Annotated in this window: 18 protein-coding genes; 10 read left to right on the forward strand and 8 right to left on the reverse strand. The window is 65.9% G+C overall.

The genetic code is table 11. From position 1 onward, the window contains the following. Positions 1-99: 99 nt before the first annotated feature. The 5 genes from ASC92_RS21370 to ASC92_RS21390 all read left to right on the forward strand — a co-directional run bounded on the left by ASC92_RS21370 (position 100) and on the right by ASC92_RS21390 (position 8,597). Positions 100-2,481 (forward strand): type VI secretion system Vgr family protein, encoded by a 2,382-nt coding sequence (locus tag ASC92_RS21370; RefSeq protein WP_056519599.1) that lies wholly within the window; start codon positions 100-102, stop codon positions 2,479-2,481. Positions 2,482-2,599: 118 nt separating this feature from the next. After that, a complete protein-coding gene (locus tag ASC92_RS21375; protein ID WP_056519602.1) occupies positions 2,600-3,562 on the forward strand; it encodes a DUF4123 domain-containing protein in 963 nt (320 codons plus the stop codon). A 19-nt stretch (positions 3,563-3,581) separates the two neighbouring features. Then, on the forward strand, positions 3,582-6,263 hold the full coding sequence (locus ASC92_RS21380) for a T6SS effector BTH_I2691 family protein (protein ID WP_056519605.1): 2,682 nt from the start codon (positions 3,582-3,584) through the stop codon (positions 6,261-6,263). A gap of 10 nt (positions 6,264-6,273) precedes the next feature. Continuing rightward, positions 6,274-7,389 (forward strand): DUF6708 domain-containing protein, encoded by a 1,116-nt coding sequence (locus tag ASC92_RS21385; protein ID WP_056519608.1) that lies wholly within the window; start codon positions 6,274-6,276, stop codon positions 7,387-7,389. A gap of 83 nt (positions 7,390-7,472) precedes the next feature. Beyond that, positions 7,473-8,597, forward strand: coding sequence for a hypothetical protein (locus ASC92_RS21390; RefSeq protein ID WP_056519611.1), 1,125 nt, complete (start codon positions 7,473-7,475; stop codon positions 8,595-8,597). A gap of 49 nt (positions 8,598-8,646) precedes the next feature. Here ASC92_RS21390 and ASC92_RS21395 read toward each other — a convergent pair whose 3' ends face one another. From ASC92_RS21395 to ASC92_RS21420, 6 genes are all read right to left on the reverse strand, one after another. Next, positions 8,647-9,564 carry a helix-turn-helix transcriptional regulator gene (locus tag ASC92_RS21395; protein WP_082519666.1) on the reverse strand — a complete coding sequence of 306 codons (918 nt, stop codon included), beginning with the start codon at positions 9,562-9,564 and terminating at the stop codon, positions 8,647-8,649. Between the two features lie 97 nt (positions 9,565-9,661). Beyond that, a complete protein-coding gene (locus ASC92_RS21400; RefSeq protein WP_056519613.1) occupies positions 9,662-10,360 on the reverse strand; it encodes a fumarylacetoacetate hydrolase family protein in 699 nt (232 codons plus the stop codon). Between the two features lie 299 nt (positions 10,361-10,659). Next, positions 10,660-11,631, reverse strand: a complete 972-nt coding sequence (locus tag ASC92_RS21405) for an ABC transporter substrate-binding protein (protein WP_056519925.1) — start codon at positions 11,629-11,631, stop codon at positions 10,660-10,662. 14 nt (positions 11,632-11,645) lie between these two features. Continuing rightward, positions 11,646-12,464: a class II aldolase/adducin family protein gene (locus tag ASC92_RS21410; RefSeq protein ID WP_056519616.1), complete on the reverse strand. Its 819-nt coding sequence runs from the start codon at positions 12,462-12,464 to the stop codon at positions 11,646-11,648. 142 nt (positions 12,465-12,606) lie between these two features. Then, complete coding sequence (locus ASC92_RS21415; RefSeq protein WP_056519620.1) at positions 12,607-13,725, reverse strand: LLM class flavin-dependent oxidoreductase; 1,119 nt, start codon at positions 13,723-13,725, stop codon at positions 12,607-12,609. Between the two features lie 31 nt (positions 13,726-13,756). After that, on the reverse strand, positions 13,757-14,767 hold the full coding sequence (locus tag ASC92_RS21420; protein ID WP_056519623.1) for an ABC transporter substrate-binding protein: 1,011 nt from the start codon (positions 14,765-14,767) through the stop codon (positions 13,757-13,759). 110 nt (positions 14,768-14,877) lie between these two features. Between ASC92_RS21420 and ASC92_RS21425 the strand changes: the two genes are divergently transcribed. From ASC92_RS21425 to ASC92_RS28195, 5 genes are all read left to right on the forward strand, one after another. Continuing rightward, positions 14,878-16,119: an acyl-CoA dehydrogenase family protein gene (locus tag ASC92_RS21425; RefSeq protein ID WP_056519626.1), complete on the forward strand. Its 1,242-nt coding sequence runs from the start codon at positions 14,878-14,880 to the stop codon at positions 16,117-16,119. Next, on the forward strand, positions 16,116-17,096 hold the full coding sequence (locus tag ASC92_RS21430; RefSeq protein WP_056519629.1) for an ABC transporter substrate-binding protein: 981 nt from the start codon (positions 16,116-16,118) through the stop codon (positions 17,094-17,096). The genes ASC92_RS21425 and ASC92_RS21430 overlap by 4 nt, the downstream gene beginning before the upstream one ends. Further along, positions 17,093-17,695, forward strand: a complete 603-nt coding sequence (locus tag ASC92_RS21435) for a cysteine dioxygenase (protein ID WP_056519632.1) — start codon at positions 17,093-17,095, stop codon at positions 17,693-17,695. The genes ASC92_RS21430 and ASC92_RS21435 overlap by 4 nt, the downstream gene beginning before the upstream one ends. Then, the gene (locus ASC92_RS21440) at positions 17,692-19,317 is read left to right on the forward strand and encodes a rhodanese-related sulfurtransferase (protein WP_056519635.1); all 1,626 of its coding nucleotides are present in this window, start codon (positions 17,692-17,694) and stop codon (positions 19,315-19,317) included. The genes ASC92_RS21435 and ASC92_RS21440 overlap by 4 nt, the downstream gene beginning before the upstream one ends. 135 nt (positions 19,318-19,452) lie before the next feature. Continuing rightward, positions 19,453-19,674: a hypothetical protein gene (locus tag ASC92_RS28195; RefSeq protein ID WP_082519667.1), complete on the forward strand. Its 222-nt coding sequence runs from the start codon at positions 19,453-19,455 to the stop codon at positions 19,672-19,674. A 6-nt stretch (positions 19,675-19,680) separates the two neighbouring features. On the opposite strand, the gene ASC92_RS21445 is transcribed toward ASC92_RS28195, so the two are convergent. Both ASC92_RS21445 and ASC92_RS21450 read right to left on the reverse strand, forming a co-directional pair. Then, positions 19,681-21,144, reverse strand: coding sequence for a DEAD/DEAH box helicase (locus ASC92_RS21445; RefSeq protein ID WP_056519638.1), 1,464 nt, complete (start codon positions 21,142-21,144; stop codon positions 19,681-19,683). 131 nt (positions 21,145-21,275) lie between these two features. Continuing rightward, a complete protein-coding gene (locus ASC92_RS21450) occupies positions 21,276-22,163 on the reverse strand; it encodes a neutral zinc metallopeptidase (protein WP_056519641.1) in 888 nt (295 codons plus the stop codon). Positions 22,164-22,261: the final 98 nt, after the last annotated feature.

Below are 22,261 nucleotides of genomic sequence, written 5' to 3' on the forward strand. Positions count from 1 at the left end.
CAATCAATAACGACAGCAGGGAGAGTGCGTGACTCACGCCATTGCGACAACATTCGTCGCGTCCCCGGTGATCTTGCCGATCCCGTGGGGACGCCATCCGTGAAGCGCCGCGTCACGATCCAGACGCCCTTGGGCACAGCGCTGCAATTCCACCGCCTGGTCGGGCGTGAGGCGCTCAGCCAGGCCTATGCCTTCGATATCGACCTGCTGGGCAACAGCAACGCCATCGACCCCAAGGCCCTGCTGGGCAAGGCGGCCACCGTTGCCGTGCAGACCGAGAGCGGCGGCGTGCGCTACCTCGCGGGCCTGGTCACCCGCTTCGGCCTTTCGCACGAAGACGCCCGGCAGTCGTTCTACAGGATGCGGCTGCGTCCATGGATGTGGCTCGCCACGCGCCGAAGCGACTTCCGCATCTTCGAGGATCAGACCGTTCCGGACATCCTTGCCGCGGTGCTCGGGCGCTACGGCCATCCGCTCGAGCAGAAGCTCAGCCGCAGCTACCGCACCTGGAACTACTGCGTGCAGTACCACGAGAGCGACTTCGACTTTGTCTCGCGCCTGTGCGAGCACGAAGGCATCTACTACTACTTCCGGCACGAGGCCGAGCAGCACATCCTGGTCTTTGCCGACGACATCGCCTGCTCACACGGCCCCTTGCCTGGCGGCGAGACGGTGCGCTACCACCCCCACGAAAACTCGGGCATGACGGGAGGCCTGGAGCCCAGCGAGCGCATTCATGCATGGGAGCAGGCCGAAGAGATTCGCTCCGGCCACCACTACACCGACGACTACGACTTCGAAAAGCCGAGAGCCGAGCTGGCGAGCCAACGGCAAACGCCGCCCGGCCATGACCACGACCATTACGAGCAGTACGAGTGGCCCGGTGGTTTCATTCAGCACGGCGACGGCGAGGACTACGCGCGCATCCGCAACGAAGAACAGCTGAGCGAACGCAGCCGGGCCAGGGGCCGTTCCAACCGGCGCGACCTGGCCCCGGGCCACACCTTCACGCTCACGCACCATCCGCGGGAGGATCAGAACAGGGAGCACCTGCTGATCAGCGTGGCCTACGAACTGCAGGAAAACCTGCAAGCCAGCGAAGGCGCGAATGCGTCGGAAGGCTCCATCCAGCGCTTCGCCTTCGAGGCCCAGCCCACCAGCCATGCCTGGCGGCCGCGACGCAGCACGCCCAAGCCACGCACGCAAGGCCCGCAGACCGCCGTCGTGGTGGGGCCGGCCGGCGAAGAAATCTGGACCGACCGATACGGCCGCATCAAGGTGCAGTTCCACTGGGACCGCCTGGGCCAGCACAACGAGCATTCCAGCTGCTGGGTGCGCGTGTCCACAGCCTGGGCCGGTTCGGACTTCGGCATGGCCGCGCTGCCGCGCATCGGGCAGGAGGTGATCGTCGACTTCCTCAATGGCGATCCGGACTGCCCGATCGTCACCGGCCGTGTGCACAACGCCGACGAGATGCCGGCCTGGCAGCTGCCCGACCAGAAGCACCTTTCGGGCATCCGCAGCCGGGAACTGGGCGGCGGCCGCAGCAACCATCTCGCACTCGATGATTCGAGCGGCAAGGTCCAGGCCCAGCTCAAGAGCGACCATCAAAGCTCGAGCCTGGGTCTCGGCCATATCGCGCGCATCGAGGACGTGGCAGGCCGCAAGGACGACCGGGGCCAGGGTTTCGAGCTGCGCACCGACGGGCACGGCGCGGTGCGCGCCGCGAAAGGCCTGCTGCTGAGCACCGAGGTGCGGCCCAACGCCCAGGCCCACATCACGGACATGCGCGAAACCACCGCAAGGCTCACCCAGGCGCGCGATCTGCACGAGGGCCTGAGCGAGGCGGCGCAGGAAGCCAAGGCGCACGACAGCGGCGACCAGGATGCGGTGACCAAGGCGCTCAAGGAACAGAACGACGACATCAGGGGCCAGGGCGGAGACCCGGCCCACGGCATGTTCCCGGAGTTCCAGGCGCCGCACCTGACGCTGGCCAGCCCCGCGGGCATCCAGGCCACGGCCGCCGGCAGCACGCACATCGTGAGCGGCGAGCACACAGCCCTCACCAGCGGCGCGCACGCCAGCATCAGCGCCGGCAAGAGCCTGCTGGTCAGTGCGAAGGAGGCCGTGCGCCTGTTCGCCCACAAGGCGGGCATGAAACTCACGGCCGGCAGTTCCGACATCGACATCACGGCGCTGAAGGCCAGCATCAACGTGCTGGCCAAGATGAACATCAAGCTGGAGGCCAACCGCGTCACGATCACCGCCAGGGACGAAGTGCTGATCAACGGCGGCTCGAGCTATACGCGCTGGAACGCGTCGGGCATCGAGCACGGCACCAACGGCCAGTGGCGCGAGCATGCGGCAACGCACAGCCTGGTCGGGCCGAAGAGCCTGCCGGTCAAGCCGCACAGCGAATCGGACTGCAAGCTCAGGGAAAACGGCGCGGCCAACGAAGGCGCGGGCTCCTTGGCACGTTGACCCGATGACGCTTCCCGACAACACACCTTCGGACCCACGCTGCGTTGCGCTGGTCCGGCAACTGCGATCGGCCTTCAACGCAGCGGCTCGAGTGCTCGACGCTGCCGGAGGGCGCCCCTTGCGCGCCTATCTCGTGCTCGAGAACTGGCACGCCGGGGCATTGACCGGCGCCCTCGAAGAACACTACCCCGCCATGGCCGAGGAACGTGTGGCCGTGCCCGACCGCCACTTCAAGCACCGCGAAGAGGATGCGCCCTGCCTGCTGCAGTTGCCGGAGCATTGGGCCGATTCGTCCCCGCACCCTGCGCTCGCACGCCTGGTCGCCAACGATCTGCCCGGATGGCTCGCGCAAGCCTGGGTGCAGTCCGAACAGCGCCAGATGCGGCAACCCCTGTGCGGCGTCCTCTTCAGCGAATTTATCGCCGTGGCCATTGCCGATCATTGGGCGGTGCTGGGCGATCAGCTGTCGCCCGCCGATGGCAGCGCGCGCCTCTTGCGCTATCAGGACCCGCGCGTGCTGCAGCGTGCATGGCCCGTGCTGTCCGAAGCGCAGCGGCAACAATGGCTCGGCCCCGTGCGGCGCTGGTGGACGCTGGAGCAGCCGTGGGGGCCGTGGTCCTCGACCGACTTGGTGCAGCAGGACGTCCTGGCCACCTCTCGCGAGCCCGAGTGGTTCCAGGCATCCGCCAGGCCCGACGGCGACGCCGAAACGCTGTCGTCGCCATCAGTCGGCCGCCTGGGTTTCGACCTGCCCCAATGGCAGGCTGCGCATTCCGCGCCGGCGGGCCATCGCGTCTGGGCGCGCCTTGCCGGCAACGATGTGCCCGTCGACCGGCAACCCGACGGCGCCGCAATGAGCCGCCTGCTGGCCCAAGGCCAGAGCCTCGGCCTGAGCGACGACAACCTGGAAGATTTCGTCGACCTCACCTGGCGTGCACATCCGACCCAAGGGGCGAACCGCGAGGCCTTCTGGCAGTCGCCAAGCGAAGCCGCCCTGCTCGCCCGGATCCTGGACGCGTTGCGCCGCCAGCCGGACCTGCGTTTTGGCACCGCATACGCCGACGTCGTTTCTGCGAGATAAGAAAAGAAAGAAAGCCCCGATGCCCTGCGCCACACCTTGCAAGAACTGCGACCGCAAAGGCCTGCCCATACTCTTTGTCCGCTACGCGGCGGCCTACAGCGCGCAAACCAAAGGCATGAACGCCCTCAAGCCGCTGCAACCCATGGGCCAGTTGCAAGCCAGACCCGGAGGCGTCTCGATGCAGACGGCGCTGTACACCGTGCGCATGCTGCGCGCGGGCTATCTTTACGTGCGCATCGAGCGCAAGGGCGTCCCCCCCGAATGGCAGGGCTACATCGTGCATCCGCACGGCTACCTGGGCGAGTTTCCGGTGACGTTGCCGCAGGCGGCCGAGTCTCACCCGGCGTGCGAAATGGAGTTTCGCGGGGCCAACAGCTCAATGGTGTGGGTGCCCGATGCAAAGAACGTCACCAAGCTCGACTACATGTTCCACCCGGACCCGATCGACTACGAACACTTGAAGAAAGAGATCGAGCCGAACCTGGGCACGTACATGCAAGGCTTCGACGTGGCGGGCTGGGCGGGTGGGGGCACGAGCCAGAAGGACACGCTGCAGCCCGGGCAGCTCAATGGGCAGGTGGTGGAGTTCAGCGCGTTGAGTAGCGAGGCGGTTCGTGATGCCTGCGAGCCGCAGATGTACGGACTGATGGGCAGCAATGCGCAAGAGCGGGGCTGGGGCGACTATGAAGAGCAGGTGGAAGTCCGAACACCGGGGGTGACGGCCATGGGCGACTTCACCGGAACCGACGACGTGTCCTATGACACCCGAAAACGCACCGGCCCGACCTATGACAACGCCCATGGCAAGCGGCTGAGGAAGATGGCCGAGTTTCTGCAAGTTCACAAGGGAGCGGTGGTGGCGTGCGAGGATGCCGTAGGCATTGCACAGGAGCTTGGACACTTGCAATCGGAGGCCCATGCCCCATACAGCCATTGGCAGATCGAACAAGCCAGCGGATTTGCCAAGGGCGTGACCAATGAGTGGGTTCTTCAAACGGCGGTGAGCGCCAAGAGCCTCCGAGGCCTTGCCAGGAAAGGCGCTTTCCAGACGATCAGCGCCGGCTATGAGGAATCCAAGGGCTTCCATGCACCGTTGCCAAATGATCCGCAGGCGCGCGCCGTAGAACTGGCTGCACGCAATGCCAACAGGGAGCGCAACAGAGCGCAGCAGGAGGCGGTCGTCACTCAAAAGATAGACGCGCATTTCACGCGGCTGTTCGATGAAGCGACAGCCACGAGCTTTGTCGATACCGTTCACAAGACTGTGCGTGACAAGGCCCAGGCCTTGCGCTCCAAGCTCGGAGAGGATCAGGGCCGCTGGCTGACTAGCTCATGCCTCTTCAAGGTCATGGGGCGCTACAGCGACAAGGAAGCGCGCGTCGATCGACCTGGTGGTGGAGCGAACCTGAGCCTTCAGCTTGCCCAGTGTCTGGCGGGCACTGAAAGCAATGACTGGGGCCGCAAGTGGCTGGAGCAACTGGACCTCTGGAGTGACAACACCTTGTCACGCACGCTGTGCTTCAACAATCTGGCGCACCTGGCGTCGCTTCGGCAAACAGTGGAAGCAGAAGGACAGGCCGGGCAAGCGGCAGCACTGCCGGCACCCGATCCCAGCGTTCAACTTCTGGATAATCTGGCAGTCAAGCTCAAACTGCTCGCGGGGCGCGTCGGCCTTGGCGACAAGGCTCTTGCATTCATGGAAACGTTTCCCGCCATCGGCGAAAGCGGCAAGCTGCGCAAGCTGGCCTGGCCCGCGCATGTGATGACGCTGATGAGCATCAAAATGGTCGCGGGCCTCGCCGCATTGCCTGTGTCCCGCAAGGAAGCGCAGTTGGTCCGCTACATGGCATTGACCGGCATCAGCACACTGGGGCGCACGGTAGAGAAAGAAGCCGAGCGCTTGCAATTGCGCGCGAATGACGTGAGGCGGGCGCAGATGCTCGGGCGGGCGGAGAAGCTGACCAAGCTATCCACGGCTCAGAAGGGCAAGGCCGGTGAAGCGGCGATGGCTCGAGTGATAGGAGCGGCGCCTCGCTCACGGGCCGCGATGCTGGGCGGTGTTTTTGACTTCGGCACCAGCTTGTTGAAGGGCGGGCAACTCATCGTCAACCCTGACGGACGCACCGCGGTGGAAATGGCAGGCAATGTCTTGCAAAGCATCGGCTCAATCGCAGACTGGCGTGCCAAGGCGTATGAAGAGACGATCTTCAAGGGCATCAGAGGGATCAACGTGTACAAGGAAAAGGTGCTGGAGATCGGGCTGGACACGTTGAATCGCACGCAACTCAGGAATCTGCAGAAAACGGCGTTCAAGTTCTTGCTGCCTGCGGCGCTGATTTCTGTTTGGTTTGACGGCGTTGATGCACGGATTTCTGACCAACGGGGACAGGGAGGACTAAGAAATGCGCAGATTGCGAGTGTCATGGGCACCGCATTCACTATTGCAAGCACCGCCGTTGTTGCCTTTGATATCTCAATCATGGGGCTTACGGCAGCGAGTCTTGGCGCAATGCTTGGTCTGATTGGTGCCGTGTTGGTCGTCGCTTCTGTCATTGCAATTTCCCTTCTCAAGGAAGACGAGTGGATCAACTGGCTGACAGATTGCCCACTGAACAAGAAGAAAATGCCGATTCACACCAATCTGCAAGAAACGCTGCAAAAGTTCGCCAACGTGCAAGCTGAATTGCAGCCAGCGCACTAGGAAATTCAGAATGTTCCCAAACGAACATGTCTATCAGCGAGCGCGCAAGCGCTCTGTCGCGGAAGGTCGTAGGTGTGTGCAAGCCGACGGCAGCAAGAGACTATTGAAGCCCGTCGAACGTATCAAGTTCAGTGAAGCAGTGCTGCCGGAACGATGCCTCTACGCGCAGAACGAAACCTACTTGGAGTTGTGCAACTCAGGGTGGGAGCGGCAGTGGAAAGCAGGCATCGGAACAGTCTTCGTTCTGTTTCCGTGCCTATTGATTTTCTGGGGGTTTTACGGGTTCGCACTCCACCCAGTTGTTTTTGACCATGTACTACTTTTTTGGGGAGCGAGCGAAAACGCAGCTACATCAGCCGACCTGTGGTTCGGCTGGCTGCTGCTTTTCCCTTTATCCCTCGGCTGCAGCGTCCTGCTCTGGCTGTGGTTCGACATCATGGGAGTAGGCACCTGCTTCTTCACCTACGCGCGAGGCCGCATTCGCTTCAACCGGGTGACGCGCAAGGTCTACCTTCTTCGACCACGAGGCTGCGGTGGCAATGCCGTATTCGACTGGGATCGCCTGCGTGCCATCGTCGACATGGACGGCTATGACCTGCTCGCCAGAAAGAATGGAGCGCCTGGCAAGGCCGCGTACTACTCGCTCATCCTCTATCACCCGCCGCTCGATGCTGACGACCCACATGCCAAGGGCGAAGACGCCATCTTCGTTGGCCCCACACTGCCCATGCAACAGGAGGCGGTTCCGCTGTGGGAGTACATCCGTCGGTTTATGGAATACGGTCCTGGCCAGGAGGGCATTCCTGAGCGGATAGGGCAAGAGCACACGACCTACTGCGGCAAGCCCAGTTCCAGTCAGTACAAGCTGGAGCAACGCCCGGGGGTGATGGAAACCGCTTATCACATGCTCAGCCAGGTCACCTGTTCCTGGCCGGCATTTCCAAAGGAATGGCAAAGCGACTCGGGCATTGGCGAGCCGGAAGACAAGCCGGTGCAAACGGGTGCGGTGATGACGGCGCTCGTCTATCGGGCGCAAGGCAAGCTGAGCGAGGCCGACGAGATCGAGTTCTTGCGGCACTGGGGAACAGCAGAGGCGGCACGAGAAGCTATGGCACGAAAAGCTTGAGTCCGACGACCAGTAGCCGAGCGTCCTCGGATGTACGCAAGGCTTCGGTTTTGCAGGCAAAACCACAACCGACCTAATAGTTCATGTTCGTTCGAGAAAATGGCTACCGGCTGACGTGGCGTCGCTCCCCTGAAAAAAGCCGCACCCACATCAATCTGGAAGGCCAGAAGCACTGGTCGATCAACCGCTCCGGGGCACGAGGCGTCGAGATGCCGAGTCGGACTGCCTATGCCCAGAACGACACGTACCTGGAACTGTGCAATCCCGGGTGGGATCTGCAATGGCGTGCCGGCATCGGCAATCTCTTTGTTATCTTGCCAGCGCTTTTAGTTATCTGGTGCTGGTATGGTTTCGCGGTTCACCCGGTGCTGTTTGGAAAGATCATTTTCTTCTTTCCTGTAGTCGACTATCAGCCAAGAGATTGGCCGTTCTTGCTAATGGGTTGGATAGTGCTTTTTCCGCTGGCGATAGGCAGCTCCTTTTTGATCTACATGTGGCTCTATCGAATGGGAATGCGATCATGCTTTTTCTCTTATGCAAGGGGCCGCATCCGCTTCAACCGACTGACTCGCAAAGTGTATGTACTGCGCCCCGACTATTGCGGCGGCAATGTTGTACTGGAATGGGGGCGACTCATCGCCCTCCTTGATCCGCAAAGCACCAATCGTTGGGACAAACAAAGCATTGCCATGCTCGCGCTCTACCACCCGCCCGTCGACCCGGCCGATCCGACCGCAAAAGGAGAAGACTGCATCTTCGTCGGCCCGGGCCTTTCGGGCACGCAAGAAGCAGCGTATCTATGGGAGTACATCCGCCAGTACATGGAGGTCGGCCCCACGGTCGATCACCTTCCCGCCGACGCATCTTCCACCTACAAGGGCATCGCCCGCTACCTGCACCCGGACTACACCACCTATTGCGGCCAGCCCGATGCTCGCCAGTACAGGCTGGAGCAAAAGCCGGGCTTCATGGAGACCAGCTTTCACATGATGAGCCAGATCACCTGCTCATGGCCGGCATTCCCGAAGGAATGGCAAAGCGACTCGGGCATTGGCGAACCGGAAGACAAGCCGGTTCAAACAGGCGCGGTGATGACAGCGCTCGTCTATCGGTCGCAAGGCAAGCTGAGCAAGGCCGACGAGATCGAGTTCCTGCGGCACTGGGGAACGGCAGAGGCGCTGCAGGAAGCAATGTCGCGCAAGGCATGAGTGCGACTCCATGCGTGGCCGCCGGCGCCCGCAATCCATCCGGCACGAATCACCCCCGCGTACTCACCACATGCTCACGCCGAAAGTTCCTCGGCGTGTTCCCCACCCACTGCCGGAACCGCCGGTTGAAATAGGCCTCGTCCGCAAACCCGCACTGGTGCGCAATCTCCCGCACTAGCAGAGAGGTGGAGGACAGCAATTCTTTCGCCCGCTCGATGCGCCGCTCGGTCACGAGATCGGTGAATGTGCGATCGGTTTCCTTGCGCAGCAGGTTGGCAAGGTAGTTGGGCGAGAGAAACGCGGCGGCCGCGGCATCGGTCAGCGACAGTGGCTTGTCGAGGTTGTCGCGCACGTAGCGCACGACGCGCTGCAGCGCGTCCCGCTGCGAGGTCTTGCCGTTGTGCTGCAGCGAAAGGCGCATCAGCGCCTGCTCCTGCCGCATGCAGGCCAGGGCAATGATCTGCTGCACGATGCCGCGCATCGCGATCTTGGCACCGAAGCTGCGGCCCGCGTTCAGCGCGTGCAACTCGTCGAGCCAGCCGCGCACGCGGGCGAAGTCGGCCTCGTCGAAAGCGAAGTCGACGTACTCCTGGAACAGGAAGGGCGCGAGGTCGGGGTAGCGCGCGAGCGACACGTCGTCGAGGTCGAGCGCGTCGACCTCGAGCTCGGGCCACAGGAAGCGCTGGTCGAAATTGACGATGCAGTACAGCGCGTCGGGCGGATGCGGAATCACGTGCACCCGGTACGGCAGCACAAAGCTCAGGTGGCGCGGGCCGAAGGGGCGCACCTCGCCGCCGATGGCCTGCTGCGAGCTGCCTTCGATGCCGATCTGGATCTGGAAGTACGCGTGCCGGTGCGGCAGCGTGAGCTCGTTGCGCGCACCCTGGAAGCGGATGTCGAAGTCGAGGTGGTCGGCACGCTCGTGCATGCCGTAGGTGCGGACGGACGTGGAGGGAGAGGTGCGCATCGGAAAACAGGCGGGTCGGCAGGCGTCTGCCCGCGAGGGTACGCCAACTCGCGGCCCGGGAGGCCGGCCCGGCTCGATGCGCAGGCCGTCGTCAAGCTCAGACGACCGCGACTTCCAGCGCGCCCACGCCCGCTACCGTGCCGCGCATGCGGTCGCCCCGCTGCACGGCCGCGACACCGGCCGGGGTGCCCGTGAAGATCAGGTCGCCGGGCTGCAGCGTGAACAGTGTCGACAGGTAGGCGATGGTGTCGGCCACGTTCCAGATCATGTCGGCAAGGTCGCCGACCTGGCGCTGCGTGCCGTTGACTTCGAGGCGGATCTCGCCCGTCGCGGGGTGGCCGGCCTTGGCCACGGGCACCAGTTCGCCGCAGGGCGCCGAGCCGTCGAAGGCCTTGCCGGTGTCCCAGGGGCGGCCCATTTTCTTGGCCTCGCCCTGCAGGTCGCGGCGGGTCATGTCAAGGCCGACGGCGTAGCCATACACATGGCTCAGCGCGTCCGCAGCGGCGATGTTCGACCCACCGGTCTTGAGCGCGACCACGAGTTCGATCTCGTGGTGCACGTCGTTCGACAGCGTCGGGTATGCAAACTCGCCGCCGTCGGCCACGATGGCGCTGGCCGGCTTCATGAAGAAGAACGGCGGTTCGCGGTCGGGGTTGTGGCCCATCTCGCGGGCATGCTCGGAGTAGTTGCGGCCCACGCAGAAGATGCGGTTGACCGGGAAGCGCGCGCGTTCGCCCTGGATGGGCAGCGAATGAACGGGCGCGGGGGGAATGGCGTAGAGGGTGTCGGTAGTCATTCGACGACTCTAGCCACCATCATCCCGCGCCCTGGGGACGTATCTATGCGAGTCTTGGACTCAGCTACGTTTTCATCTTGGTTTTTCGGGGTGCGTGCACAGGCCACCGGGTACTCCCCTGCGCGAATGTCCCCCGCTTCGCTCCTCCTTTATTTCGCTGCGGGGAGCACCCGGTGCCCTGTGCACAACGAGCGCTGCCGTTGTTTCGCTCGATCAACCAGTGCTCTGAACGATCACGCCGATGCGGGGGCCTTTTTCGCGAAATAAAGGAGGAGCGAAGCTCGCGCCCTGAAAAGAGATCAACCGGCCACACCAAAGCCCGTGTCAAAAGTACCCTTCACATCGAGCGGCTGCTTGATAAGCCCGACCTGCCGGTAAAAGTCCGCCGTGCCCTGCTGGTCGGCAATGACCTGCGCGTCGATGGCCACCCACTTCTGCTGGCGGCGTTCGAACTGCAGCTTCGCCGCCTCGGACGGAATGCCGATGATGCCCGCCAGCGCTGCCGAGTACGCGTCGACGTTGCGGTACGACCAGAGCTGCGCCTTCACCACGCGCTGCATAAAGTCCTGCAGCACGGGCCGCTTGGCCGCGATGGCGCTGTCGGTGGCCGCAAGATAGCTGAGCCCCGGCAGCAACCCGCGCCCGCTGACGAGCACGCGCGCGTGGTGGCTCACCTCGGCCAACGCCGTGTACGGCTCCCAGGTGGCCCAGGCGTCGACCGAGCCCTGCGTGAGCGCAAGCTTGGCGTCGGCGGGCGCGAGGAACCGGATGTTCACGTCCTCGGGCTTGAGGCCGGCCGAGGTGATGGCCTTGAGCGTGACGTAGTGGCCGATGGAGCCGCGGTTCGTCGCAATGCTCCGGCCCTTGAGGTCGGCGGCGGTCTTCAGCGGCGAGTCGGGCCGCACCAGCACGGCCGTGCCGTAGGAGTCGGAGCGGTTCGCGCCGATGGCCTTCACACGCGTGCCCGCCGCCAGCGCGAAGATCAGCGGCGCATCGCCAATGGGGCCCGAATCGACCGCGGCAGCATTGAGCGCTTCGGCCAGCGGCGCGGCGGCCGGGAACTCCGACCACTGGATGTCGTAACCGAGGCCTTCGAGCCCGCCCGCCGCTTCGAGCAGCGCGCGCAGGCCGCCCTTCTGGTCGCCCGCCTTGAGCACCGGACGGCCCTGTGCGGCAACCGCTCCCGGCAGAGCGACAGCGGCGGCAACCGATGCGCCCTGGACGAGAAACCGGCGGCGGGAACCGTGGGCAATGGATGTGCTGAAGTTCATGGCATTGCCCATCGTCACAGCAGGAGTTCGGGCTCGGCTTCGAGCAGGCCTTCGTAGAGGCTGTCGAAGGAATGGATCGCACCTTCGGATCCGCCGATCTGGCTGTGCGTGTGGCGCGCGGTTTTTTCGTCGATGGGCTGCGGCTTGCCGGCGGCTTCGGCCAGCAGTTGCGTGTGGCAGGCGTTGTCGAGCGCGATGTACCACCACGCCGCGGCTTCCACCGTGGGGCCGGCCGTCAGGATGCCGTGGTTCTTCAGGATCGCGCCCTTCCTGTCGCCCAGTGCCCAGGCGATGCGCTCGCCCTCGCTGGTGTCGACCACCATGCCGGTGAAGTCGTCGAACAGCGCCACGTCATCATGAAACACGCAGCTGTCCTGCGTCAGGGTGTCGAGCTTGCGGCCCAGCGTGGACCAGGCCTTGCCGTAGGTCGAATGCGTGTGGGCAGCCGCAATGATCTTCGGGTTGTGCTCGTGGATCGCAGCGTGGATGGCGAAGGCGGCCTTGTTGAGCGGCCTGTCGCCGATGACGGTCTCACCCTTCGAATTGACGAGCAGCAGGTCGGACACCTTGATGCGCGAGAAATGAACGCCGAGCGGGTTGACCCAGAAGTGGTCGCTCAGCTCGGGGTCGCGCGCGGTGATGTGGCCGGCCAGGCCCTGCGCAAAGCCGAAGCGTGCGAACAGGCGGAAGGCGCCGGCCAGGCGCTCCTGCCGATGGCGGCGCTCGGCCTGGACGGTGGGGCGCGCAGGGATGGGGTCGAACCAGTATTTCTGCTGCGGGTTCGGGTTGAGCTTCAGCGACGCGTGGCGGTCGATGGAAAGAACGGCACTCATGGGCACTCCAGGTATTCGGTTTTTGCTCCTTCCCCTCCGGGGGAAGGTTGGGATGGGGGCTCGACGGCTTCGAAGCCGCGACAGTGTTCGAGGCTTGCCCCCACCCCTGCCCTCCCCCGGAAGGGGAGGGAGAAAGACGGGGTCAGGCGGCCTTGCGGGCGGAAGCCGCCCGTTGCGCCACCAACTCCCGCGTGCGCGGAATCAGCTCGCGCCCATAGTCCAGCGCATCCTCCAGCGGATCGAAGCCGCGGATCAAAAAGGTCGTCACGCCCAGGTCGTAGTAGTCGAGCAGCGCATCAGCCACCTGCTCGGGCGTACCGACCAGCGCGGTGCTGTTCGAGCGGCCGCCGATCTCCTGTGCCACCGCGGTCCATAGCCGCTTGTCGAGCCGCGAGCCTTTCTCGGCCGCGGCCAGCAAACGCTTCGCGCCTTCGCTCTGCTGCGGACCGCCGCGGTTGTAGCCCTGCACCACGCGCAGGCGCTTGGTCTCCGCCAGGATGTTCTCGGCGCGCGCCCACGCGGCCTCTTCGGTCTCCGCCAGGATCGGACGGAACGACACCGAAAAGCGCACGCCGCGCCCATGCTTCGCCGCCTCGGCGCGCACGCGCGTGGTGAGCTCGCGCGCCTGGTCGAGCGACTCGCCCCACAGCGCGTACACGTCGGCGTACTTGCCCGCGACCGGAATCGCGGCCTCGGAAGCCCCGCCGAAATACACCGGCACATGCGGCTTGCCGCTGCGCGTCTGCACCGGTTTGACTTCGGAGAAGGCGTTCTGGAAGCGGTAGTGCACGCCCTCGTGATCGAAGGGCTTCTCGGCCGTCCATACCTTGTGCAGCACATCGAGGTATTCGTCGGTGCGGGCGTAGCGCTGGTCGTGATCGAGCCAGTCGCCGTCGCGGCGCTGTTCCTCGTCGGAGCCGCCCGAGATGTAGTGCACGCCGAGCCGGCCGCCGCTGAACTGGTCGAGCGAGGCGAACTGCCGCGCGGCCAGCGTGGGCGCGACGAAGCCGGGGCGGTGCGCGAGCATGAAGTGGATGCGCTCGGTGACCGAGGCGGCGTACGCCACGGTGAGCGTGGCGTCGGGGCTGGTCGAGTGGTGCGGCACCAGCACGCGGTCGAAGCCGGCCTTCTCGTGGGCCTGCGCGAAGGCGCGCACGTAGTCGCGGTCGATCGACGGTCCCTTGGCTGCGTGGATCTCCGAGACCTTCTGGCCCTGGATCATGCCGATGAATTCGACGCCGTCTTGATGTTGCTGGCTCATGGTTCTTGTCCTCGTGAATAGAAAGTGGATGTCAGGCGGCGGGCAGGCGCAGCACGCTCTCGAAGCTGCGGTCCCACAGCGGTTTGACGTCGGCGGGGCCGTCGAGCACGCCGATCTTCAGGAAGGTGTCGGCCACGTCCTGGTGGCTGCGCACGACCGCATCGCTGACGGGGCCGAGGCTGTACTCACCGCTGCGGCGGTTGAAGAGCTCGACGATGTCGCCCACGGGCACGCGCGTTTCGGCCGACTGCGCGCGGGCGTAGGCCAGGAAGTTGCCGTTGATCCACGCGAACGAGCGTTGCAGTCGCTGCAGCAGGTCGCCCAGCGCGGCACGGCGCAATGCATCGTCGAGCGCGCGCGGATTGGCGTAGATGGGGAAGTTGCCCGAGAGATACCCCACGCCGGTCTTGATGACCCGCGCGCCGTACTGCGTGCGCGCCAACTGGCCGTTGTAGCCATAGATGGCCCAGGCATCGAGATCGCCGCGCGCGAAGGCCGAGAGGCCGTCCGACGGCGTGAGGCTCACGGCCTGGATATCGCTGAACGACAGGCCCGCTTCGGCCAGTTGCCTGGCGAGGTAGTAGTGCGAAGTGGTGGCGCGCACGTAGCCCACGCGCTTACCCTTGAAGTCGGCAATGCTTCGGATGGGTGCATCCTTGCGCGCCAGCGTGGCCTGGTTGTTCAGGTCTTCGTGCGTCACGGCCACCAGCTTCACGCTGGACTTCTGCCGCGCCGCGAACACCGGTGGAATCTCGCTGCCCGAGCCCAGGTCGAGTGCGTCGCCGTTGATGGCCTCGATGTGCAGCACGCCGTTGTTGAGCTCGCGCCAGTCGATCTTGTAGGGCGTGTCGGCCTGGCCCGAAGCGGTGAGCAGCGGCCGCCAGAGGCCCTTGTAGGTGCCTACGCGCAGCGTGACGCCCGACAGGTCGCGCGACGGCGACGCAGCCTGCGCCAGGCCCGCTGCTCCGGTGGTTGCAGCCGTGCCCCACGCGGCGGCGGCTTGCAGCAGGCGGCGCCGGTCAAAAAGGAAATCTGTTTTCATCCACCGAACCGTAACCAGACGGGCAGCGGAAGCGAACGCAGAAAAACGAGTTTGCATATGCGGGATGCGTCGTTTTCCGGCGGCGGGCAGCCCGCTAACGTCTGGGCACCATGAGTGCACTCCCCTTGCGCCGCGCGCCGGCCACGCCTGAAGAACCATCACCTCCCCCGCCCGCCACCGTTGAGGCTGCGGTGCTGGCGCGGCTGTCGGCGCAGTTCGCGACCACTGCGGCCGACCATGACCGCAGCGGCGCCTTTCCGCGCGAGAACGTCGCGGCGCTGCAGGCGCACGGGCTCATCGGGCTCGTCGCTCCCGCCGAACATGGCGGCGGCGGTGCCACGCTGGCAACGGCACGGCGCGTGATCGCGGCCGTGGCGCGCGGCGAGCCAGCCACGGCGCTGATCCTCACGATGACCTATCTGCAACACCACGCACTGACGCGCACCGACAGCCGCTGGCCGCCGCAGCTGCGCGAACGCGTGGCGCGCGATGCGGTGGCGCACGGCGCGCTGATCAATGCGCTGCGGGTTGAGCCCGTATTAGGTTCGCCCGCCCGCGGCGGCTTGCCCGGCACGGTCGCGCGGCGCGAAGGCAGCGGCTGGAAGATCGATGGCCACAAGCTCTACACGACCGGCATCGACGGCCTGAGCTGGCTCGCGGTGTGGGCCCGCACCGACGAGGCCACGCCGCGCACCGGCGTGTTCCTGGTGCCGCGCGAAGCACCCGGCGTGCGCGTGATTCCCAGCTGGGATCACCTGGGCCTGCGCGCCTCGGGCAGCCACGAGGTGGTGTTCGAGAACGTGGCCATCGGCCTCGACCATGCAGCAGACCTGCGCGCGCCGGCCGACTGGGCGCCCGACGCGGGCAGCCAGACCGACATCGATGCGCACGCCACGCAGCAGGCATGGATGACGGTGCTGCTCGGCAGCCTCTACGACGCGGTAGCGAGGGCCGCGCGCGACTGGCTGGTGGGCTTCCTGAACCAACGCGCCCCCGGCAGCCTCGGCGCGCCACTGGCGAGCCTGCCGCGCGTGCAGGAGCATGTGGGCGAGATAGAGGCACTGCTGCGAACCAACCGCGTGCTGCTCGACGACGCGGCCGCTGCTGTCGACCACGGCCATGCGCAGCCCGCCGCCGACAGCGGCCTGCTCAAGTACACGGTGACGGGCAACGCAATCCGTGTCGTCGAACTGGCGCTGCAGCTCAGCGGCAACCACGGCCTCGCGCGGCAGAACCCGCTGGAGCGGCACTACCGCGACGTGTTGTGCAGCCGCATCCACACGCCGCAGAACGACGCGATCCTGGTCACGGCGGGCAAGCGTGCGCTGCTGTCGCCGGGAGTCGCTGCATGACATTCCTTCTCCTCCCGAAAACTTCGCGCCGCGATTGGTTCAAGCAAGGCGCCGCACTCTCATTGGTTGCAGCCGGTTCACTGCGCGCCTTTGCACAACCACAGACCACGCTGGTGCTCGGCGACCAGGCCGGCGGCCTGCGCTCGCTGTTCGAGGCCTCGCGCACGCTCGAAGGCGCACCCTTCGCCTATCGCTGGGCCAACTTCCAGGGTGCGGCGCCGCTGTTCGAGGCGCAGCGCAGCGCGGCGGTCGACACGGCCATGGCCGGCGACCTGCCGGTGCTGGCCGCGGCCGTCGGCAAAACGCCGCTGAAGATCGTCGCCACGCGCGTCGGCAAGGCCGATTCGCTGGGCATCGTGGTGCAGCCCGATTCGCCGCTGCGCAGCGTGGCTGACTTGCGCGGCAAGACGGTGATCGTGTCGTCGGCGCGCGGCAGCATCTCGCAGTACCAGCTGTACGGTGCGCTAGAAGAAGCCGGCGTGCCGCGCAGCGAGGTGACGGTGAAGTTCGTGCTGCCGACCGATGCGGCCGCCGCCTTCGCGTCGAAGCAGATCGATGCGTGGGCCATCTTCGATCCGTACTACACGATTGCCTTGCAGCAGGGCGGGCGCATCCTGCGCGACGGGCGCGGCATCAACACCGCCCTGGGCTTCATCACCGCGAGCGAGCATTCGCTGGCGGACCCGGCAAAGCGCGCGGCCATCGTGCATTTTCTCGACCGGCTCGGCCGTGCGGGCGACTGGGCGCTGGCCAACCCCGAAGCCTATGCACAGGCCTACAGCCAGCTCACGCGGCTGCCGATCGAGTCCTCGCGCATCATCACGGCGCGGGCGTCGGTGGCGGGCCGGCCGGTGAGCGAGGCGGACATCGTCGCGCTGCAGGCCGTGGCCGACCGCTCGGCGCGCGACGGCATCCTGCCGGTGCGCATCGATGTTCGCGCGATCACGGACACCAGCGTCTGGAAGCGCGCGGCATGATCGCGCCGCTGCGCGAATTCGTCGAGACTTTCGGCCGGCTGATCGACAGCGCGCCCGACGAGCCGCGCATTCTTTCGGAAGGCGGCGCGCTGCTGCGTACGTTGGTGGCACGCGACGACTGGCTGCCAGAGGCCTTCGCACAACCCGACCCGACGCGCTACCAGCAATTCCTGCTGCACGCGGACAGCACCGAGCGCTTCTCGGTGGTGAGCTTCGTGTGGGGCCCAGGGCAGGCCACGCCGGTGCACGACCACACGGTGTGGGGGCTGATCGGCATGCTGCGCGGCGCGGAGTACAGCCAGGGCTACGCGCTCGATGCGCAAGGCCGCGCGCAGCCGCAAGGCGAAGCGGTGCGGCTCGATGCCGGCGACGTGGAAGCCGTGTCGCCCACCGTCGGCGACCTGCACCGCGTTCACAACGCGCATGCGGACCGCGTATCGATCAGCATTCACGTCTACGGCGCGAACATCGGCGCCGTGCGGCGGCATACTTACCCGGCGCAGGGCGGCCGCAAGCCCTTCGTCTCCGGATACTCCAATGCGCTGTTGCCCAACCTGTGGGACTGCTCCGCCGAACTCAGAGCTTCGACACCTGTATGACGACTGCCTCCTTTCCCACCCTGCCCTTCGCCGCCGTGCGCGGGCGACTCATCGCACGCGAAGAAACCGCGCTGCTCGACGTGCGCGAGGAAGATCCGTTCGCGCAGGAACACCCGCTGTGGGCCGCGAACCTGCCGCTCTCGCGCATCGAGATCGAGGCCTGGCGGCGCATTCCGAGGCGCGACACGCTGATCGTGCTGTACGGCGAGCACGGCGGCGCCGACCTTGCCCCGCTGGCCGCGAACACGCTGGCCGCGCTGGGCTACACGAACGTGCACATGCTCGAAGGCGGCCTCGAAGGCTGGCGCAAGGCGGGCGGCGAGCTGTTCCGCGACGTGAACGTGCCGAGCAAGTCGTTCGGCGAGCTGGTCGAGCACGAGCGGCACACGCCCTCGCTCTCTGCGCCCGAGGTGAAAGCGCTGGTCGATGCGAAGGCCAACGTGGTGGTGCTCGACGCGCGCCGCTTCGACGAATACCGGACGATGAGCATTCCCTCGGCCACCAGCGTGCCGGGCGCGGAGCTGGTGCTGCGCGTGCGCGAGCTGGCGCCCGATCCGGCCACGCAGGTGATCGTGAATTGCGCGGGGCGCACGCGCAGCATCATCGGCACGCAGTCGCTGGTGAATGCGGGCATTCCGAACCCGGTGGCGGCGCTGCGCAATGGCACGATCGGATGGAAGCTCGCGGGGCAGGTGCTGGACCATGGCGCGGACCGGCAGGCGCCCGTTGCGGTGTCGCCGGCGCATCGCGCGCAAGCGCAGGCCGATGCAAGGCGCGTGGCCGATCTGGCTGGCGTGCGGCGCATTGCACTCGACGCACTGCAAACGCTCGAAGCACCGGGACGCACGGTGTATCGCTTCGACGTGCGCACACCTGAGGAATATGCGTCGGGCCACCTGTCCGGCTTCACCAGCGCACCCGGCGGACAACTGGTGCAGGAAACGGATCACCAGGTGCCGGTGCGCGGCGCGCGCATCGTGCTGGCGGACGACGATGGCGTGCGCGCTTCGATGAGCGCCTCATGGCTCGCGCAGATGGGGTGGGAGGCCTACGTGCCGGAAGTGGTGCCAACGGCTGCGGCGTTCACCGAAACAGCGGCACCGGCGAGCGCCTATCCCCCTGTCGCCGCTGCCGTGGGGGAGATCGCACCGAAGGAACTCGCGGTGCTGCTGCAGCAGCAAACCGGCACGGCGGTGATCGACGTGACCACCAGCGCGAACTACGTGAAGCGCCACATTCCGGGCGCCTGGTACGCAATCCGCGCACAACTCGCGCAGGCACTCGATACCGTCATTCCACCCGCGCAACGCTACGTGCTGACCTGCGGCAGCAGCCTGCTCGCACGCTATGCCGCGGCCGACCTGCGCGCCCTGCTCGACGCGCGCGGCAAGGGCGACGTCGAGGTGCGGGTGCTGGCGGGTGGCAACGCGGCGTGGTTCGCAGCGGGCCTCGAAGCGGAGACCGGCGAGACGCGTCTCGCAACCGCATGCACCGACCGCTATCGCCGCCCCTATGAAGGCACTGATGCCCCCACCGAAGCAATGCAGGCCTACCTCGACTGGGAGTACGGCCTGGTCGCGCAACTGGGGCGCGACGGCACCCATCACTTCAACGTGATCTGAGCCGCGAGAGAAAGCATTTTGAAAGGATTTCGACACGCTGGTGACACTGTGTCGCCAGGGTAAAGGCCGTCATCCGGCGAAGCGGCAAGGCGTTGGAGATTCATATCGACAACAACTCGTCCCAGGAGCTTTGCCATGAGATTCCCTGTTCTTGCCCTGTCCGCTGCCGCGCTGGCAGCCACCCTCACCGGCTGCGTGGTAGCGCCGGCTCAACCCGTCTACGCGGCGCCTCCGGGCGTGGCTTACGTGGCACCGACGTATGTGTCGCCTGGCGTCGGTTTTGCGTGGTCCTACCACCCGCGCTACGGCTGGGGTTGGCACCACCCGCAGTACGGCTGGCACCGCGGCTGGAGGTAGCCAGCCTCAGCTCGGTTCGGCGCTCTTGAACAGCGCCGCGACCTTGCGCTTGGACTTGATGTTGCTGGAGATGCCGCGTGTGGGCGTGGCAGCCTTGGCGGCAGCTTCCCATGCAGGCGTGGCGTCCGGCACGCCGGGCTCGTAGGGCTTGTCGAAGAACGGATCGCGCGGCGCCGAGGGCGCGCGGTGCGGGCGTCCACCGCCGCGGCGGGCTTCGGCGTCGCGGCGTTCGCGCGGCTGGTCGAGCACATCGCGTGCGTCGCCGGCTTCGCCTTCTTCGCGCCAGTGGCGGCGTCCGTCGTTGATGCGGCCGCGCGGGTTGTCTTCCTCGAACTCGACGGGTTCGAGTTCGATCTTCTTCTTGATCAGCTTCTCGATGTCGGCCACCAGGCGCGCGTCGTTGCCACCGCTGGCAAAGCTCACGGCGAGGCCCGAAGCACCGGCGCGGCCGGTGCGGCCGATGCGGTGCACGTAGTCTTCGGCGTTGAACGGCACGTCGAAGTTGAAGACCGCCGGCACGTCCTTGATGTCGAGGCCGCGCGCCGCGACGTCGGTGCACACCAGCAGATCGACCTCGCCGGCCTTGAACGAGGCAAGCGCCTTCAGGCGTTCGTCCTGGCTCTTGTCGCCGTGCAATGCGGTGGTACGCAGGCCATCGCGCTCCAGCGAGCGTGCGAGGCGCGCGCAGCCGAGCTTGCTGTTGACGAACACGAAGGCCTGCGTGATGCCGCGCTGCTTCACGATCTGCTTGAGCGCACGGCGCTTGTCGTCGTCGCTCACGCTATAGAAATGCTGCTCGACGGTGGAAGCCGTTTCGTTCGGCCGCGCCACTTCGATGGTGACGGGGTTCTGCAGGTAGCTGCCGGCGAGGCGCTTGATTTCAGGCGAGAACGTGGCCGAGAACAACAGCGTGGTGCGCTGCTTGGGCAGGTAGCTCAGGATGCGCTGCAGGTCGGGCAGAAAGCCGATGTCGAGCATGCGGTCGGCTTCGTCGAGCACGACGTATTCGACCTGGTTGAGCACCGCGTTCTTGGCTTCGATGTGATCGAGCAGCCGGCCCGGCGTGGCCACCAGCACTTCGACGCCCTTCTTCAGTTCCAGCGTCTGCGGCTTCATGTCGATGCCGCCGAACACGACCGTGCTGCGAAGGTTGGTGTACTTGGCGTACAGCTTGACCTGTTGTGCGACCTGGTCGGCCAGTTCGCGCGTGGGCAGCAGCACGAGGGCCCGGACCGGGTGCCGCGCAGGCGAGGTCGAGGCGTTTTCATGCTTGAGCATGCGCTGCAGCAACGGGAGCGAAAACGCCGCCGTCTTGCCGGTGCCGGTCTGGGCGGCGCCCATCACATCCTGGCCCGCGAGCACGACCGGAATGGCCTGCTCCTGGATCGGTGTCATGGTCTCGTAGCCCATTTCGGCCACGGCGCGCGCCAGCGGTTCCGCCAGCATCAGATTGGAGAAGGAGCTTGTCATTGAGCCCGCTATTGTCGCATTGCCGCAAAAAACGGCAGTGACTTCGGCATGACAACGCCCGCGTCCATTGAGTTGCTATTTATTCAATAGCAATCCAGCCAGCACCGACGGGGCATTCGGGGGCATGCAGCTCAAAGGCTGCGTGCATTGAATGTGTCGCAGGCCTTGATCTCGCCGCTTTGATAGCCCGCGCCGAACCACCGTTGGCGCTGCGCGCTCGACCCGTGGGTGAAGCTGTCGGGCACCACCGCACGGCCCGCGGAACGCTGCAAAGCGTCGTCGCCGATCTTCTGCGCGGCATTCATCGCGGCCTCGATGTCGCCCGGGTCGAGCCACTTCTTCGACTCCTGCGAATGGTGGGCCCACACGCCCGCGAAGCAGTCGGCCTGCAGCTCGACGCGCACGCTCATCGCGTTGTTCTGCGTCTGGCTCAGTCGGCCGCGCATGCCGTCGACCTTGGCGGTGATGCCGAGCTCGTCCTGCACGTGATGGCCGACCTCGTGCGCAATGACGTACGCCTGCGCGAACTCGCCCGGCGCGCCGAGCTGGTTCTTGAGCGTGTCGTAGAAGCCGAGGTCGATGTAGACCTTCTTGTCGCCCGGGCAGTAGAACGGGCCCATGGCCGATTGCCCGGTGCCGCAGGCCGTGGGCGTGGCACCGCGGAACAGCACGAGGCGGGGCGCCTGGTAGGTGCCGCCGTTCTGCCGGAAGACAGCGGTCCACACGACTTCGGTGTTCTTGAGCACCGTGGAGACGAAGGCCGCCTCGCGGTCGCCGGAAGGCGGCTTGGGCGCGGGTCCCTGCTGTTGTTGCTGCACCTGAGCCGGACCGCCACCGCCGCTGAGCAGGCTCAGTACCGTGAGGGGGTTGATGCCGAAGACCCAGCCCGCGATCAGCGCGACCGCGATGGTCCCGATGCCGATGCTGCGCCCGCCGATGAAGCCGCCCCCACCACCGCCGCCACCTTCACCGCGGCGGTCTTCGACGTTGTCGGATTGTTCGTTGCCTTCCCATCTCATCGCAGTCTCCTTGCCGGCCATTGCAGGAGGATTTGCCGGCGTTCGCAGGATGGTACTTGCCCCGGCGCCGACCGGGGTAACGGGCCGTCAGCGAAAAG

Source organism: Variovorax sp. Root411 (assembly GCF_001425205.1).
GTDB lineage: Bacteria > Pseudomonadota > Gammaproteobacteria > Burkholderiales > Burkholderiaceae_C > Variovorax.

Excerpts from the sequence above, each read along its gene's own strand:
- ASC92_RS21440 (WP_056519635.1), top strand. The coding sequence starts at position 17,692 with ATGACGACTGCCTCCTTTCCCACCCTGCCCTTCGCCGCCGTGCGCGGG.
- ASC92_RS21425 (WP_056519626.1), top strand. The coding sequence starts at position 14,878 with ATGAGTGCACTCCCCTTGCGCCGCGCGCCGGCCACGCCTGAAGAACCA.
- ASC92_RS21435 (WP_056519632.1), top strand. The coding sequence starts at position 17,093 with ATGATCGCGCCGCTGCGCGAATTCGTCGAGACTTTCGGCCGGCTGATC.
- ASC92_RS21405 (WP_056519925.1), bottom strand. The coding sequence starts at position 11,631 with ATGAACTTCAGCACATCCATTGCCCACGGTTCCCGCCGCCGGTTTCTC.
- ASC92_RS21380 (WP_056519605.1), top strand. The coding sequence starts at position 3,582 with ATGCCCTGCGCCACACCTTGCAAGAACTGCGACCGCAAAGGCCTGCCC.
- ASC92_RS21410 (WP_056519616.1), bottom strand. The coding sequence starts at position 12,464 with ATGAGTGCCGTTCTTTCCATCGACCGCCACGCGTCGCTGAAGCTCAAC.
- ASC92_RS21385 (WP_056519608.1), top strand. The coding sequence starts at position 6,274 with ATGTTCCCAAACGAACATGTCTATCAGCGAGCGCGCAAGCGCTCTGTC.
- ASC92_RS21420 (WP_056519623.1), bottom strand. The coding sequence starts at position 14,767 with ATGAAAACAGATTTCCTTTTTGACCGGCGCCGCCTGCTGCAAGCCGCC.
- ASC92_RS21430 (WP_056519629.1), top strand. The coding sequence starts at position 16,116 with ATGACATTCCTTCTCCTCCCGAAAACTTCGCGCCGCGATTGGTTCAAG.
- ASC92_RS21400 (WP_056519613.1), bottom strand. The coding sequence starts at position 10,360 with ATGACTACCGACACCCTCTACGCCATTCCCCCCGCGCCCGTTCATTCG.
- ASC92_RS21390 (WP_056519611.1), top strand. The coding sequence starts at position 7,473 with ATGTTCGTTCGAGAAAATGGCTACCGGCTGACGTGGCGTCGCTCCCCT.
- ASC92_RS28195 (WP_082519667.1), top strand. The coding sequence starts at position 19,453 with ATGAGATTCCCTGTTCTTGCCCTGTCCGCTGCCGCGCTGGCAGCCACC.
- ASC92_RS21445 (WP_056519638.1), bottom strand. The coding sequence starts at position 21,144 with ATGACAAGCTCCTTCTCCAATCTGATGCTGGCGGAACCGCTGGCGCGC.
- ASC92_RS21395 (WP_082519666.1), bottom strand. The coding sequence starts at position 9,564 with ATGCGCACCTCTCCCTCCACGTCCGTCCGCACCTACGGCATGCACGAG.
- ASC92_RS21415 (WP_056519620.1), bottom strand. The coding sequence starts at position 13,725 with ATGAGCCAGCAACATCAAGACGGCGTCGAATTCATCGGCATGATCCAG.
- ASC92_RS21450 (WP_056519641.1), bottom strand. The coding sequence starts at position 22,163 with ATGAGATGGGAAGGCAACGAACAATCCGACAACGTCGAAGACCGCCGC.